This is a genomic window from Rubellimicrobium rubrum (assembly GCF_006152115.1).
Classification (GTDB): domain Bacteria; phylum Pseudomonadota; class Alphaproteobacteria; order Rhodobacterales; family Rhodobacteraceae; genus Rubellimicrobium; species Rubellimicrobium rubrum.
Window position 1 is genome coordinate 184,715 of sequence record NZ_VDFU01000001.1, and the last position, 15,113, is coordinate 199,827.

At 66.0% G+C, this 15,113-nt stretch carries 17 protein-coding genes; 4 read left to right on the forward strand and 13 right to left on the reverse strand.

The genetic code is table 11. The features are described from left to right. Positions 1–10: 10 nt before the first annotated feature. The 4 genes from FHG66_RS00950 to FHG66_RS00965 form a co-directional block, all read right to left on the reverse strand. Entirely contained in the window at positions 11–2,701 is a 2,691-nt protein-coding gene (locus FHG66_RS00950) for an ATP-binding protein (protein ID WP_139074735.1), read from the reverse strand. Next, positions 2,698–2,982, reverse strand: a complete 285-nt coding sequence (locus tag FHG66_RS00955; RefSeq protein ID WP_139074737.1) for a hypothetical protein — start codon at positions 2,980–2,982, stop codon at positions 2,698–2,700. The genes FHG66_RS00950 and FHG66_RS00955 overlap by 4 nt, the downstream gene beginning before the upstream one ends. Before the next feature lie 5 nt (positions 2,983–2,987). Next, a complete protein-coding gene (locus tag FHG66_RS00960; protein ID WP_139074739.1) occupies positions 2,988–3,356 on the reverse strand; it encodes a response regulator transcription factor in 369 nt (122 codons plus the stop codon). A gap of 63 nt (positions 3,357–3,419) precedes the next feature. Continuing rightward, complete coding sequence (locus FHG66_RS00965; RefSeq protein ID WP_139074741.1) at positions 3,420–4,703, reverse strand: helix-turn-helix domain-containing protein; 1,284 nt, start codon at positions 4,701–4,703, stop codon at positions 3,420–3,422. A 158-nt stretch (positions 4,704–4,861) separates the two neighbouring features. Here FHG66_RS00965 and FHG66_RS00970 point away from each other — a divergent pair, with 158 nt between their 5' ends. From FHG66_RS00970 to aat, 4 genes are all read left to right on the forward strand, one after another. Then, on the forward strand, positions 4,862–5,443 hold the full coding sequence (locus FHG66_RS00970) for a hypothetical protein (RefSeq protein WP_139074742.1): 582 nt from the start codon (positions 4,862–4,864) through the stop codon (positions 5,441–5,443). Positions 5,444–5,648: 205 nt separating this feature from the next. After that, complete coding sequence (gene accB, locus FHG66_RS00975) at positions 5,649–6,149, forward strand: acetyl-CoA carboxylase biotin carboxyl carrier protein (RefSeq protein ID WP_139074744.1); 501 nt, start codon at positions 5,649–5,651, stop codon at positions 6,147–6,149. A gap of 5 nt (positions 6,150–6,154) precedes the next feature. After that, complete coding sequence (accC, locus tag FHG66_RS00980; protein ID WP_139074746.1) at positions 6,155–7,510, forward strand: acetyl-CoA carboxylase biotin carboxylase subunit; 1,356 nt, start codon at positions 6,155–6,157, stop codon at positions 7,508–7,510. Beyond that, on the forward strand, positions 7,507–8,100 hold the full coding sequence (gene aat / locus FHG66_RS00985; protein WP_139074749.1) for a leucyl/phenylalanyl-tRNA--protein transferase: 594 nt from the start codon (positions 7,507–7,509) through the stop codon (positions 8,098–8,100). Before accC ends, aat begins: the two co-directional genes overlap by 4 nt. A 327-nt stretch (positions 8,101–8,427) precedes the next feature. On the opposite strand, the gene FHG66_RS00990 is transcribed toward aat, so the two are convergent. From FHG66_RS00990 to FHG66_RS01030, 9 genes are all read right to left on the reverse strand, one after another. After that, complete coding sequence (locus FHG66_RS00990) at positions 8,428–8,847, reverse strand: DUF2155 domain-containing protein (protein ID WP_139074751.1); 420 nt, start codon at positions 8,845–8,847, stop codon at positions 8,428–8,430. Next, a complete protein-coding gene (gene mlaD / locus FHG66_RS00995; RefSeq protein ID WP_139074753.1) occupies positions 8,844–9,299 on the reverse strand; it encodes an outer membrane lipid asymmetry maintenance protein MlaD in 456 nt (151 codons plus the stop codon). Before mlaD ends, FHG66_RS00990 begins: the two co-directional genes overlap by 4 nt. Next, positions 9,299–9,682: an NADH:ubiquinone oxidoreductase subunit NDUFA12 gene (locus tag FHG66_RS01000; protein WP_139074754.1), complete on the reverse strand. Its 384-nt coding sequence runs from the start codon at positions 9,680–9,682 to the stop codon at positions 9,299–9,301. The genes mlaD and FHG66_RS01000 overlap by 1 nt, the downstream gene beginning before the upstream one ends. A gap of 90 nt (positions 9,683–9,772) precedes the next feature. After that, positions 9,773–10,168, reverse strand: a complete 396-nt coding sequence (locus FHG66_RS01005; RefSeq protein WP_139074756.1) for a RidA family protein — start codon at positions 10,166–10,168, stop codon at positions 9,773–9,775. 9 nt (positions 10,169–10,177) lie between these two features. Further along, positions 10,178–10,519, reverse strand: coding sequence for an SMR family transporter (locus FHG66_RS01010; protein WP_139074757.1), 342 nt, complete (start codon positions 10,517–10,519; stop codon positions 10,178–10,180). Positions 10,520–10,663: 144 nt separating this feature from the next. Beyond that, complete coding sequence (clpX, locus tag FHG66_RS01015) at positions 10,664–11,935, reverse strand: ATP-dependent Clp protease ATP-binding subunit ClpX (RefSeq protein WP_139074759.1); 1,272 nt, start codon at positions 11,933–11,935, stop codon at positions 10,664–10,666. 158 nt (positions 11,936–12,093) lie between these two features. Beyond that, positions 12,094–12,732, reverse strand: coding sequence for an ATP-dependent Clp protease proteolytic subunit (locus FHG66_RS01020; protein ID WP_139074761.1), 639 nt, complete (start codon positions 12,730–12,732; stop codon positions 12,094–12,096). Positions 12,733–12,841: 109 nt separating this feature from the next. Then, entirely contained in the window at positions 12,842–14,590 is a 1,749-nt protein-coding gene (locus FHG66_RS01025; protein WP_139074763.1) for a sensor histidine kinase, read from the reverse strand. Continuing rightward, positions 14,587–15,096: an RNA polymerase sigma factor gene (locus FHG66_RS01030; protein ID WP_246082423.1), complete on the reverse strand. Its 510-nt coding sequence runs from the start codon at positions 15,094–15,096 to the stop codon at positions 14,587–14,589. Before FHG66_RS01030 ends, FHG66_RS01025 begins: the two co-directional genes overlap by 4 nt. Positions 15,097–15,113 lie beyond the last annotated feature (17 nt).

Here is a 15,113-nt window from a genome sequence, read left to right on the forward strand (position 1 = left end):
ATGAACAGGGTCACTCGGCCGCCGCAGCCGACAGACCTTGGGGAAGGATGACGCGGAATGCCGCCCCGCCCTGTCCCGGCAGGTAGCTGATCGAGCCGCCCAGATGGGCCATGATCTCCCGGCAGATGGCAAGGCCGAGCCCCGCCCCGGTCGGCTCGGCCGAGCCTGTGCGGCGGCCAGTCAGGCGGGCAAAGGACTCGAAGACGACCTCGCGCTCAGGGACCGGAATGCCGCTGCCGTTGTCCACGAAATCGATGATCACCTGACCGCCCCGCCGCTGGACGCCGATGCGGAGTTCGGGCCGGGCGGCGTCGCAGTACTTGCGGGCATTGGAGACGAGGTTGATGAAGACCTGCGCCAGCCGGTCGAGATCGGTTGTCACCGGCACTGCCTCGGCCGCAGCATCGCGAACGACCCGCAGCCCACCCTGAATTGTGCCGGCAGACACCACGGCCCGATCGATGACCTCCGACAGCAGTCCCTCCTGCTGCCTGAGCGACACCTGTCCCTCGCGCAGGACGGATAAGTCGAGTAGATCGTCCAGGAGCCGCGTCATGCGCTGCGCCTCGGCCTCTACGATCCCGGCAAAGCGCCGGGCTTCTTCGGGCGTCAGTCCCTCCTCCCCCAGGATCGAGGAAAACGACCTGATGGAGGTGGTGGGGGTCCGAAGCTCGTGGCTGATGCGACTCAGGAACGCGTCCTTCTGCCGGGCGATATGGGTGAGCTTGTCATTGGCTTCTCGCAAGGCGCGGGCGGTGCGCTCCTGCTCGGCTGACTTGTGTTCCAGCCGGGCGGAGTATTCGAGGATCTGCGCCGCCTCATCCGCCACGGCCATGAGGTCCTCGACCGAGACTCCAGGTCCTTTCACGAACTGGCCCACCAGCGCGTGGGCCGCGGCCGCGCCGACCGATCCGGCCAACTCGCGTTCAAGTTCCTGAAGGAAAGCAGGCGTGGGGTCCGGCAGATGGCCGGACTTGCCCTGCCCTTCGGCCTCGCGCCCGAACAGGTCCAGCGCGGCCTCACTCCCCAGCACGCGCTGGGCCAGCACCAGCAGGTCCTCCACCTCTGCCCCGCTGCGCGACCAGGCCCGCGACGGGTTGGCCTGTTCAAAGACGTTGACGAACTGCGCGCCCTGCAGCCGTTCGAGCGGTTTGGGAAAGGTGAGGAGCGAGACCAGCGTGAAGGCCCCGGTGTTGAGGAGCAGCGACCAGATCACCGAGTGGAGAAGAGGATCGATGCCTTCGATGCCGAACAGCGCGCGGGGTCTGAGCCAGCCCAGGCCGTAAGGCCCGTGATCCAGCACCCCCGCCGGGATCACAGCCGTCCCGAAGGACGGCAGGAACAGCGTCCAAACCCAGACCGCCGCTCCGAGAAGGAGACCCGCCGCCGCGCCGCCTGCCGTGCCGCCGCGCCAGAAGATGCCCCCGAGCATCGCGGGCAGGATCTGCGCCACGCCGGCAAAGGCGATGAGCCCAATGGCCGAAAGCGCCACACCCGACCCGGTGAGTTGAAAGTAGATGTAGCCCAGCGACAGCACCCCCCCGACCGAGACCCGCCGCGCCAGGAGGATCGTGCCCCGCAGGTCGCGCGACACCGCATCGGGCTCGCGGGTGGACAGCCAGAGCGGTGCCACGATGTGGTTGGACACCATGGTCGCCAGCGCGATCGTGGCGACGATCACCATGGACGTCGCCGAGGAGAACCCCCCGAGGAAGGCCAACAGGGCGAGGCCGCCATGTCCTTCCGAGATGGGCAGGGCCAGCACGAAAAGGTCGGGGTTCGACCCAGAGGGCAGCCGCTCCAGGCCCACGACGGCGATGGGTACGACGAACAGGCTCATAAGCAGCACGTAGAGCGGGAAGGCCCAACTCGCGACGGCAAGGTGCCGGTCGTCGTCGTTCTCCACCACCAAGACGTGGAACATGCGCGGCAGGGTCAGGAAGGCAGCCCCCGACAGGAGCGTGAGCCCGACCCAACGGCCGCCGTCGCCCTGCCACATCGGCACGTCGGACGCGTCGATCCGCGCAAGCGTCCCTGACAAGCCGCCCCCCAGTCCCCAGACCACGAATGCGCCGACCGCAAGCAGCGCAAAGAGCTTGACCACGGCTTCGACGGCGATGGCCATGACGATGCCGTGGTGCCGTTCGGACGGATCGAGGTTGCGAGTGCCGAAAAGGATCGTGAACACCGCAAGGCCCACGGCCGTCCAAAGCGCCACGAACTCCACATCGGTCGATCCGCCTGGCATGCCTTCGGTGAAGGCCGCAAAGGTGAGCGAAATGGATTGGAGCTGCAGCGCGATGTAGGGCGTGACGCCCGCCACCGCGATCAGGGTAACAAGAGCCCCGATCCATGGCGACTTGCCGAAACGGGAGGACACGAGGTCGGCGATGGAGGTGATCCGCTGGGCGCGGCCGATCCGCACCAGCTTGCGCAGGACCCACCACCAGCCGATCATCACGAGGCTCGGCCCCAGATAGATGGTCAGGTATTCGAGACCGGACCGCGCGGCGTATCCAACCGCACCGTAGAAGGTCCAGGCCGTGCAGTAGATCGACAGCGACAACGTATAGATGAGAGGAGAGCGCAGCCAGACGCTGCTGCCGGCATCGGCCCGACGCTCGGCGGCAAAGGCTACGGCGAACAGGACCGCTACGTAGCCCAGCGACACTGCCACCAGCGTATCGAAGGTCAGCGTCATGCCGACGGATCCCGCCCGTCCTCGTCCGCGTCGTCCTCCGTGTCGCGCCGCAGAAGCCGCGACAGGAGGTTCGCCCCGGCAATGAGGCCCGCCCAGACCGCAAACACATAGATCAGCGCCACCGAGTTGCCGACTCCGCCCGGCTGATCCGAGCGGGTCCAGAGCAGCGGTACCACCAGCAGCACGACGCCCAGGACCGGCAGCAGCCGCGCCGCGTCCCTGACTCGCCGCCGTCGATAGCCGGCAGGCGGCAGGAACACGGGTCGATGGGCACGCGCCATGGCCCTCAGCCTCCCGCGAGCCGTCGCACCTCGGCCACGATCTCGGAGTTGGCAAAGGGCTTCGTCATGAACTCGGTCGCGCCTAGCCGCATGGCCAGTTCGCGGTCCTTCTCCTGCCCACGCGCGGTCAGCATCAGGACCGGAACGCTCGCCGTGTCCGGATCAGCTCGCAGGTCGCGCAGGATGTCGAAGCCCGACCGTCCTGGCAGCATGGCATCGAGCACGACGACCTCGGGCGAGCCGTTCTTGACCCGCGCGGCCGCCGTCGCTCCGTCGGCGTGCGTGTGCACCGTCCAGCCGTCGCGCGTCAGGATGAAGCTCAGGGCTTCGATGATGTTGGGCTCATCTTCGATGAGCAGCACACGACGCGCCACAGGTCTCCTCCCCAAGGCCCGGCTGAACTGACTATCGCGGTCCTGGGGACGGCTGTCAAAGACTCAGAGTTCCCCACGCAGGATCGATGGTTCCCGCCGCGCCGGACAGGATCTGCGGGGGCAAATGCGGCAGGTGGGCCCGACGTGGCGCTCTGTCGGCTGGACCTCGGGCGCGGCTGGCGTCAGGAGCATCGTTCCCTCGATCAGACCGGGCGAGTCCCAGTCCGGTACCTCCCGAGGCGAGGCCACCGCATGGCACAGGAAGCGGGGAGCGTTCTGCCCCGGCAAGACCGCATGGGCGCGCACCCCTTGGCCTGGTCGCGCCAGCGCCTCGAACAAAGGCCAGAGCGGACAGCCCGCAGCACGCGGCAACGTCACACCCTCGAGCGGCTTGAGGTGAGTGATCGTGCCGCTGGCATCGCAGATCGCGAGACCCATGGGCGGATGCCCCATCCCCGCCGGCAAGGCGGCAAGCCGCCTCAGGACCTGAGGCAGGGACACGCCAAAACGCCGGGCCAGGGGCGCGGGATCATGGGCGGCCTGCTGGGCGGCCGACGAGAACGCATCCAAGGGCAGCGCCCTCGCATCCTCGGCATAACGACGGACCCAGGCGCGGACTAGATCGCCCGCCGCGCCGTCGGGAAGGTCCACTGGCAGTCCTCCGCTCTCGACCTCGGGGATGTGGTGGTCGCGGGCGTTCAGCCACCGCTCGGCCTCCTCTACAGCGCTGACCGAAGGCGGAAGCGTCGTCGCGGGCGCCTCGAGGAACCGGACGAGCGCCCGGCTGGCCTGCGCCAGCGCTTCGCTATCGGCCCTGATGTTGCCCAGGAAGCGATTCTGCCAGTCGCGGTCGAGGTCGGGATTCTCGGCCAGGATGCCTGAGGTCGCCCGGATGGCGGTCACGCCCGATATCACCTGATGCAACGCCTGAGCCAGGTCAGGGTCATAACTCAGGCGTCCCGACAACTCGGTCACGCGGCCTTCCAGCACCTCGACCCTGGCAGCCTGCGCCGCCACAAGCGCGGCCCATCCGGGGAAGCGGTCCGCGAACTCCTGCACGCGCTCCACTTCGGGATGCGGGCGGGCCAGATCGGGCACCGCCGCTACCGCTGCCCGAAGGCTGCGCAGGCGATTGCCGTCCGAGGCCTCGCCCAACGCGGTGGGATCCAGATCGAGAGCGCGGGCGATATCGGCCAGGAGCTTGCCAGCGATGCGACGGCGTCCGTGCTCGATCAGGTTCAGGTAAGACGGTGAGATGCCGACCCCTGCCGCGAGTTCGGCCTGACGCAGGCCGCAGACCTGCCGCCGGTCACGGATGCGAGAGCCGATCGAAGCGTGGTCGGGCATGGACTCCTCCTTGCAGGTGGAACGAGGTTGAGCACGCCCCCAAGGGATTTACCAACATGAACGATAGCTTGAGCATCCTCCTGCGACATTAAGACTTCATCAACGCCCGGTTCGCTATCCCCAACCGGGGAGGCTGCTGTCTCGTGTGGGAGTTGATCATGGACATCTCTGTTACTTCCGTTGCCCCGCGCCATGTCGCGGATCTCCGGCCGACGGCCGATGCCGCGGCGACCGCAAGGATCACGGCTCCGCCTTTGGCGATTGCGCAGGCACCCGTGGTCGCCCCCGCCTCGCCCCAGCAGGGGGCTCTGGTCGTGAAGGGCCTCATCGAAGCAGGAGTGGCGGTCGGTTCCGCAAGCGGGGCCACTGCCACCGAGACGAAGAATGCGCCGCCCCGGGTGCTTAAGCCCTTCGGGTTGCACATGCTCCCGTATAACGAACCGCGCCACGAAGCGGCGGAGCGCCAAGAGGCCGAACTGGCGGCCCAACTCGAGGTCGCTGCAAGCAAGTCCAACATGATCGAGTCCGAGCCGCAGGAGACCCGCAGCGAGGACCCGGTGCCGCGGGATGTTGTCCTTGACCCGACCGAGCTTGCCGAGGCGAAGGAGGGGCTCTTTCCGCGCCCTGGTGTGCCGGAACCGGCAGCCGTCTCAGAGGAAACCGGTCCGGTGTCTGTCACGCCCCCGGCCGATGAGCCGACCCCGCCGCGCCAGACTGCGTCAGATCCTGCGAAGCCATAGCAAAGCGCAAGCCCCCCCTGGTCGGAGCGGCCCGCCCCACCATCTCCCCAGACGGGCTGGGCCCGAGCGCACGGTGGCGGCTTTCCAGAGCCCGATGCGTGCCCTATAAGCCCTGTTCAACCGGCCATTGGCGGCTCCGGCAGCGTCCGGCCCCATGGAGTCGGACAATGGCCGCGAGACGGCTGCGGGGCAAGGCGAAGGACACATGAGCGACAAGACCACCACCGAAAGCGACGTGAACTTCATTCGGGCCTTGGCGGAGCTTCTGCGAGCGAACGACCTGAACGAACTCGAGGTCAAGCGGGAATACGGCGATAACGACCGTTTGAACGTCCGCGTGTCGCGCGGCGCTGTCTATGTCGCGCCGCCCCCGGTCGCCGCTGCTCCTCAAGCCGCTGCCGGACCGGCGCTCCCGGCCGCATCCGCTCCTGCAGCGGCGGCATCGTCGTCGGGGGGCGACCCGGCCTCGCATCCGGGGGCGGTCACCTCGCCCATGGTGGGCACCGTGTATCTCCAAGGGGAGCCAGGCTCCGCGCCCTTCGTATCCGTGGGCCAATCGGTCAAGGTCGGTGACACCCTCCTGATCATCGAAGCGATGAAGACCATGAACCAGATCCCTGCGTCCCATGCCGGGGTGGTCAAGCGCATCCTTGTCGAGGATGGGGCCCCGGTCGAATACGGTGCCCCCCTCATGATCATCGAGTAACCGCGATGTTCGACAAGATCCTGATCGCCAACCGGGGCGAGATCGCGCTCCGGGTCGTGCGGGCCTGCCGCGAGATGGGCATCCAGTCCGTCGCGGTACACTCCACGGCCGACGCCGACGCGATGCACGTCCGCATGGCGGACGAGGCTATATGCATCGGCCCGCCGCCATCGTCGCAAAGCTACCTGAGTTTTCCCGCCATCATTTCGGCCTGCGAGATCACGGGCGCGCAGGCGATCCACCCCGGCTATGGCTTCCTGTCCGAAAACGCCGCATTCGTGCAGGCAATCGAGGATCACGGCATCACCTTCATCGGCCCCACGGCCGAGCACATCCGGATCATGGGCGACAAGATCACCGCCAAGGAGACGATGAAGGCGCTAGGCGTACCCTGCGTTCCCGGCTCTGACGGCGGCGTGCCCACGCTTCAGGATGCCCGCCGCGTGGCCGAGCAGATCGGCTACCCAGTGATCATCAAGGCCACGGCGGGCGGCGGCGGACGCGGCATGAAGGTCGCGCACGACGCCGAAGAGCTTGAGACCGCCTTCATGACCGCACGGTCCGAGGCCAAGGCTGCCTTTGGCAACGACGAGGTTTACCTTGAGAAGTACCTTACCACGCCGCGCCACATTGAGGTGCAGGTCTTCGGCGACGGCAAGGGCCGGGCGGTGCATCTGGGGGAGCGGGACTGCTCGCTCCAGCGCCGCCACCAGAAGGTGCTGGAGGAGGCTCCAGGCCCTGTGATCACGCCCGCGTTGCGCGACCGCATCGGCCGCGTCTGTGCGGACGCCGTGGCGCGCATCAACTACATCGGCGCCGGCACCATCGAGTTCCTGTTTGAGAACGACGAGTTCTATTTCATCGAGATGAACACCCGCCTTCAGGTGGAGCATCCCGTGACCGAAGCGATCTTTGGCGTTGACCTCGTGCGCGAGCAGATCCGCGTGGCCTCCGGGCTACCCATGTCCTTCCGGCAGGAGGATCTGCGGATCAACGGGCACGCCATCGAGGTGCGGATCAACGCCGAGAAGATGCCGAACTTTGCTCCTTCCCCCGGCAAGATCACGCAATACCACGCGCCGGGCGGCTTGGGTGTACGAATGGATTCGGCCCTCTACGATGGCTACCGCATCCCGCCCTACTACGACTCCCTTGTGGCCAAACTCATCGTCCATGGGCGCGACCGGCCCGAGGCTCTGGCACGGCTGAACCGCGCCCTGGGCGAGTTGATCGTCGATGGCATCGACACGACGATCCCGCTCTTCCACGCCTTGGTGGAGGATCCCGCGATCCAGCAGGGAACCTATGACATCCACTGGCTGGAGCGTTGGTTGAAGGAGAACGTGGTAGCCCCCGCGTGAGAGGCGAGGATCTCACTCCCGAGATCCTCCTCGCGGCCTATCGCCAGGGGGTCTTTCCCATGGCCGAAAGCCGGAGCGACCCGGACGTGTTCTGGGTCGATCCGCGCCGTCGCGGCATCCTGCCGTTGGACGGCATCCATGTCTCGCGCAGCCTTGCACGGACGCTGCGCCGGGGCTTGTTCCGCGTCACTCATGATGCCGCCTTTGACGATGTGGTCCAAGGCTGCGCCGATCGGACCGAGACGTGGATCAGCGGCACCATCGCCGCGCTTTATTCCGCGCTTCACGCCTGGGGCTACGCGCATTCTGTCGAGGTGTGGGAGAACGACGACCTGGTGGGTGGCGTCTACGGCGTTTGCATCGGCGCCGCATTTTTCGGTGAAAGCATGTTCTCGCGGCGGACGGACGCCTCCAAGGTAGCTCTGGTCCATCTTGTGGAGCATCTGCGCAGACAAGGCTTCGCCCTGTTCGACACGCAGTTCCTGACCCCTCATCTAGCCAGCCTGGGCGGCATCGAGATCAGCCGGGGCGAGTATCGCCGCCACTTGGCCGACGCGTTGACCCGCACTGCAAGCTTTATCCCTGAATGAGCAACCGCCGGTCCCTGGGGACCGGCGGCACCAGTTCGCCTGTGGGGGGCTTGTCAGTTCGACAATTTGCGATCTTTGATGAGCTGGTCAGCATCGGGGCGCCGGTTCCGGTCACTTCCGTTGGACTGCTGCGTCTGGCGGCTCACGCTTCCTGACGTTTCACCCTGGTGCGGGCGACTCATGTCGCGGTCCGTGCGGTTGTCGGGGCCAGTGCCTTGCTGCTTCTGAGCCAAGGGCCGCCTCCTTTGCAGAACAGGGCCACGCGAGAAGCCCTGCATGGAGTCAACCGTCGAAGGCCCTGCTCGCTCCGCCGAATGTTCGCTTTGGCTAGTCGGCCCCCAGGCAACGGAGCGCCCAGACATCGTAGCGTGAATGGTCCAGCGCACTGAGCGCCGGGGCCGAGGCGATCAGCCAGCCTTCGAAGACGGCGGTGTCGTCGGGCTCGGTACGGATGCTGACCAGCACGAAGGCATCGCCCGCAGGGTTGTCGCCTGGAAAGCGGCAGTCCCCCATCACCACGGCCAGATTGCCAACGCTGCCCGATTCACCGTTGCGCAGATCAAGATCCGTGATGGTACCAGTGATCTTGTCGAGGACCCTTACGATCCCGCCCGGCGCCGAGACGGCGGCACTGGAGGCCTGCGTCTCAGGCACTGTGCCGCGGCTCGGTGGAGTGATCGACAGCGTATCCTGCGCGCCTGCAGGGGCAGCCAGACTCAGCGCGACCAGAAGGGAGCGCCGCATCATGACGGCTGCTCGCTCCCGCCCGAAATGTACTGGAGAAGAAGTTGCAGAAGGCTCACCGCCCCTTGCGTGTCCACGATCTCGCCGCCGTCGGCCAGAGTGGTAAGGGAGCCGCCCGGCACGATCTCCACGAAGTTTCCGCCCAGGAGTCCCTCGCTCGCTACCACGGCCGAAGAATCGTCGGGGATGGGCACGTCGGCGTTGACGGTTAGCTCGGTCGTGGCCCGAAAGGTTTGGGGGTCCAGCGCAGTGTCGGTCACACTTCCGATCTTGACGCCCGCCAGCCGGACATCGGTCCCCAGCGACACCCCTTCGATGGAGCGGAAGCTCGCATTCAGGCGGACACCCTCGGACGGGCCGCCAAGGCCTGTGGCCTGCGCGGCGTAGACAAGGAATCCGCCCGCGACCAGCACCACCAAGGCGCCAGTCAGCACTTCGACGGGGCTCTCGCGCATTACTTCGGAGTCCAGGCTTCGTAGTCGGTCCGGTCGACCGGATCCGTCCGGCGCAACGACCCAGGCGGCGCGTAGGCGTGGGGTGTGCCGGTCATGTTCGGCAACGAGGGCTTCTCCCAGAAACGGCGCACCGGCGGACGCTCGACGGGCGTTTCGTCCCAGGTGCGATGCAACCAGCCGAACCATTCGGTCGGAACACGCGACGCTTCGGCCTCGCCGTTGAAAATCACCCAGCGGCTCGAATCGTTCTTGGTGCGGTAGTAGATGTTGCCCAGGGCATCCTCGCCGACCTTGACGCCGTTGCGCGCTGTCCAGAGCTGCGTTCCCCAGGTCTGGCTATTCCACCAAGTGAATGTGCGCTTGAAGATGTCCAAGAATGTCATGAGGTGACTCCGCCGCTCCGAGCTTCAATGCCCCGGATGGCCGGGAGGGTCAATGTCGCCCCCATGAAACCCCCACAAGCTCTGCGGGTTTCATCCCGCATCGGGACAGCGGGCATCGACCTCGATCTCTATCTTGTGACGCGGATCAATGAGGCCGGCCTGAATCATCGTAGCGGCTGGCGGATTTCCCCCGAACGCAGCGGACAGCATGGGCCAGCACGGCTCGAAGTCGGCCCGGTCCGGCAGGATGTAGCGCACCCGGACCACATCGGCCAAGGACGCTCCCGCCTCTTGGAGGGCTGCTTCGATGATGCGGAGAGCCGAAGCACATTGATCCTCGACCCGCTCGGGAATGGCGCCGGTCTCATGGTCGGTTCCCGTAGTTCCCGAGACGAAAATCCAGCCACTTGCCACGACCGCTCGGCAATAACCCACCCGAGGCTCCCAGGTGGAGTTGGTCGAGATGCGGCGAATGTCACTGGGCATGCCAAGTCTTCAGTGCGGGATGGAGTTGGAGAACACGTTGACGACGACGACCCCGGCAATGATCAGGCCAAGGCCCAACAGGGCCGGACCATCCAGCACCTGCCCTGACCACAGCCAAGCCACAGTGGCGATCAGGACGATGCCCAGACCTGACCAGATCGCATAGACGATCCCGGTGGGCATGACGCGGAGCGGAAAGGAGAGGAGCCAGAACGCGATGGCATAGCCAAGCACTGCGACGATGCTTGGCCAAAGCTTGGTGAAGGTTTCAGATCGTGCGAGCGCCGTCGTAGCGACGACTTCGGCCAGGATGGCTACGGCCAGCACGGCATACACCTCGACTCGGCTCATGGCATTCTCCGGCTTCGCCTATTGGTCTGGTTCGTTCCGAACATGGCATTGGGCACGCGGAGTCGGCTCGGCACTGGCGACATCGGACATGAAAAAGGCGACGGACCCTGCGATCCGTCGCCTCGGCTCGTCACGCGGCCGGCCTTAACGGCCGGCGGCGACTTCCTTTTTCGGGCCCTGCTCGGTGTGGATCATCAGGGGCTTGCCGCTGTTGCCCACGGCCTCCTCGTTGACGACCACCTCACGGACCGAGGTGAGGCCCGGAAGGTCGAACATCGTGTCGAGGAGGATGTCCTCCATGATCGACCGCAGACCACGGGCGCCCGTCTTGCGCTCGATGGCGCGCTTGGCGATCGCCTTGAGAGCATCCTCGGTGAAGGTGAGCTTGGTGTCCTCAAGCTCGAACAGACGCTGGTACTGCTTGACTAGGGCGTTCTTGGGCTCGGTCAGGATCTTGACGAGTGCGGGCTCGTCGAGGTCCGTTAGCGTCGCGATGACCGGCAAACGGCCAACGAATTCGGGGATCAAACCGAACTTCAGCAGATCCTCGGGCTCCAGGTCCTTGAAGATCTCGCCCACGCCACGCTCGTCCACGTCGCGGACCTTGGCGTTGAAGCCCATGCCCTGACCCTTGGCGCGCTGGCCGATGATCTTTTCCAGGCCCGCGAAGGCGCCACCGCAGATGAACAGTATGTTCGTGGTGTCCACCTGCAGGAATTCCTGCTGGGGGTGCTTCCGACCACCCTGGGGCGGCACGGAGGCCACGGTGCCTTCCATGATCTTGAGGAGGGCCTGCTGCACCCCCTCGCCCGACACGTCCCGCGTGATGGACGGATTATCGGACTTGCGGGTGATCTTGTCGACTTCGTCGATGTAGACGATGCCGCGCTGCGCCCGTTCCACGTTGTATTCCGAAGCCTGCAGCAGCTTGAGGATGATGTTCTCGACATCCTCACCCACATAGCCGGCTTCGGTCAGCGTAGTCGCATCCGCCATCGTGAAGGGCACGTCGAGGATGCGGGCCAGCGTCTGCGCGAGCAGCGTCTTGCCGCAACCGGTCGGGCCGATAAGCAGGATGTTGGATTTCGCAAGCTCGATATCCGACGCCTTCTGGGCATGGGACAGGCGCTTGTAGTGGTTGTGCACTGCGACGGACAGAACGCGCTTGGCATGGATCTGGCCGATCACGTAGTCGTCAAGCACGTCGCAGATTTCGCGCGGGGTGGGCACGCCATCGGTGGTCTTCAGCCCGGAGGTCTTGGTTTCCTCCCGGATAATGTCCATGCAAAGCTCGACGCATTCATCGCAGATGAACACGGTCGGGCCCGCGATGAGCTTGCGCACCTCGTGCTGGCTCTTGCCGCAGAAAGAGCAGTAGAGCGTGTTCTTGCCGTCGCTGCCGGATGCGTTCGCCATGTGACTCCTCTGGCCCAGGGGGCCTCAGCTTGCCCCTCGGGGGCTCGTCGGGAGATGCGCCCGGCTCTGGCGCCGCCCGTCCGTCAGATTAGGGCACCCGCCCTGGGTCCACAACGCCAAAATCCCGTGTGCGGGTCCGTCCGTGAGCGCGTGTTGCCTCAGGCTGCCGCCGCGTCCGCGCCCTGCGCCGGATCGCGCGAGGTCAGGATGTCGTCGATCAGGCCCCAGGCCTTGGCTTCCTCGGGATCCATGAAGTTGTCGCGCTCGAGCGCGTTCTCCACGGCCTCGTAGGACTGGCCGGTGTGACGGACGTAGATCTCGTTCAGCCGCTTCTTCAGGGCTTCGGTGCGCTTGGCGTGGATCATAATGTCCGTCGCCTGCCCCTGATATCCGCCCGAGGGCTGGTGGACCATGATCTCGGAGTTCGGAAGCGAGAACCGCATTCCCTTCTCGCCCGCCGTGAGCAGCAAGGAACCCATCGACGCCGCCTGCCCAACAACCAACGTGGACACCTTGGGCCGGATGTACTGCATGGTGTCGTAGATCGACAGACCCGACGTCACCACCCCGCCAGGGGAGTTGATGTACATCGAGATCTCCTTCTTGGGGTTCTCGGCTTCGAGGTGGAGAAGCTGGGCGACGATGAGTTGTGCCATCACGTCGTGCACCGGGCCGGAGACGAAGATCACCCGTTCCTTGAGCAGGCGCGAGAAGATGTCATAGGCCCGTTCGCCGCGACTCGTCTGCTCGACGACCATGGGCACGAGGTTCATGTAGTGGTTGACCGGGTCTTGCATCGGATGAACCTCTGTTGGGGGCGGCTCCCTATCTACGGCCCTCACGGAGGGGCCGCAAGGGCGCGAGGAGTTGGCGTTTTCGTGAGCGCGACCGAACCTGCCCATCTGGTCAGGCAGACTCCACCTCGTCGGCCGGCAGGTGCGACTCGATCGGGAAGGCGACGGACAAGCAGTAGAGGCCTTCCCGCACCTCGGTCTCCACAGGCCCGCCAACCTGGGCCGCAAAGGCCTGAATCAGGTGCTGGCCCAACCCGCGCGCGGGTTCTTCGAGTGGGGCCGGTGGGCCGGCCAGGCTGTTGGCGATGCGCAGCACGGCCTTGTCGCCTTCGCGGTGGAGCGTGACGGACAGGCTGGGGCGGCCTTCGACGGCCCCGGCCCGCGCCAACGCGTTGGACACTGCCTCGGCGGCCAGGAAGGAGAGCGGGACCACCTTGTCGGGATCGAGCACGATGTCCTCGATGTCCAGCACCGCCTCCACCATGTCCGGCGAACCTCGCAGCTCCTGCTCGACGATGGCCCTCAGCACGGGCGCGGCGTTCACGTCGCCCATGTCGGGGCTCATGTACAGGCTGCGATAGATCGATGCGAGCGTGAGCACCCGATCCTGGAGCCGGCGCAGGATACCGCGCACCCTGGGGTCAGGCAGGCGGCGCACCTGCATGGAGATGATCGATGAAATGAGCTGAAGGTTGTTCTTCACCCGGTGGTGAACCTCGCGCAGCAGAACGCCCCGTTCACGAAAGGCATTCTCCATCCGTGCCTCGTCCTGGAGAATGGATGCTGCCATCGCCCGAAAGGCTTCCTCGATTTCCCGCAACTCGAGTGGCGCAGGGGTCGCGGACGGATCGTTGGCCATGCTTCGGTTCCGGCCGAAGCGGCGCATCCGAAGCCCCAGATCCGTCACACGCCGGATCACGAGACTGTGTATGGCGAAGAACGCCACCACCAGGCTGGTAGCCCACATCAGCAGTGGAAACAGGAGCGGCGAGCCGGCCAGGCTCTCGATGCCCTGCCCGGCCTGCTCGGGAGACCATATGGCCAGTGCATAAGCCACGTCGGGGATCAGCGGCGTGATTGTGTAAACCTGATCCTCGCCCAATCCGCTGACGGCTTCGAACACGCGGGGGCCCCCAAGCCGGACTTCGTCGCCCAGGCTTCGACCTCGCGGCAGCAGGTCTTCGGTCGAAAGCTCCTCGGCATCCCCCATCTGCCGGGTCAGGATCTCGCCCGTTCCGCTGACGGTGAGAAGGCGCAAGGGACGCAGTTCCGACACCCCGAATTGCGCCTCGGGAATGCGGTCGCGAGGGATGGACAGGGCCAGGTAACCGGGAAAGCCTCCCTGTTCACCCTGCTCGGCGGCCCCGGGGATCAGGACTGTCAGCACGTCCTCGCCCGGGACGAAGCTGCCGAGGACGGCACTCACGCGGACTCTCGGCTCGGCCATCAGCCCAGCGATGTCGATGCCGGGGTCCACCTCGAACGGAGCATCCGCCGAGGAGCAGGTCACCGGCCCCGAGGCTGGGAGGAACCCGACAAAGCTGTAAAGGTCACGGCCCTCGACGAAGCGGCTCAGGTATTCCGAGCAGGTCTCGGGGTCGTCCAGAAGACCCGAGACGACTCCCAGCGCCTCGCCCGCGCCAAGGGCCTGCTCGATGGCTTGCCCAATGCCAGTCGCGCCCTGCTCGGTCAGGCCGAGAAGGGACAACTCGGAGCGTCGCTCGGTTTCGCGCTGGAACTCGCGGGTCTGATACAGCGCGATCAGCCCCAGCGGCAGCAGCGCGATCGTCAGATATGCGGCGACGCGCGGTGCAAGCCCATCGAGACGTGGGCGAAACCAAGGCCGGGGGGCTTCGGTCACAGATGCGGTCCACCCTGCGATGCTATGACCGCCAGGGTGGCTCCATCCGTCAGCTCGAGGCTTTCGGCATCGTTGAGCTGGAGGATCTGGGCCAAGCGGGCCCGCGCGCGGTTGGCCCGACTCTTGACCGTGCCGACGGCCACGCCTGTCATGTCGGCTGCTTCCTCATAGGAGAAGCCCGAAGCCCCAACGAGCGCCAGCGCCTCGCGCTGTTCGTCGGGGAGTTGCTGAAAGGCGCGGATGAAGTCGGCCATCTGAAGGCGCCCGTCATGCGCGGGCTTCTCCGCCAAGGTTGCGACCAAAGCGCCGTCGCTGTCGCTGACCTCTCGTACGGTGCGGCGACGCGTGGAATAAAACGTGTTGCGCAGGATTGTGAACAGCCAGGCGCGCAGGTTCGTCCCCGGCATGAACCGGTCGAAATGGGACCAGGCCTTTACCACCGTGTCTTGGACAAGGTCATCGGCCTGAGACGCATTCCTGGTCAGGCTGAGCGCAAAGGCCCGCATGGCGGGAAGGTGGGACA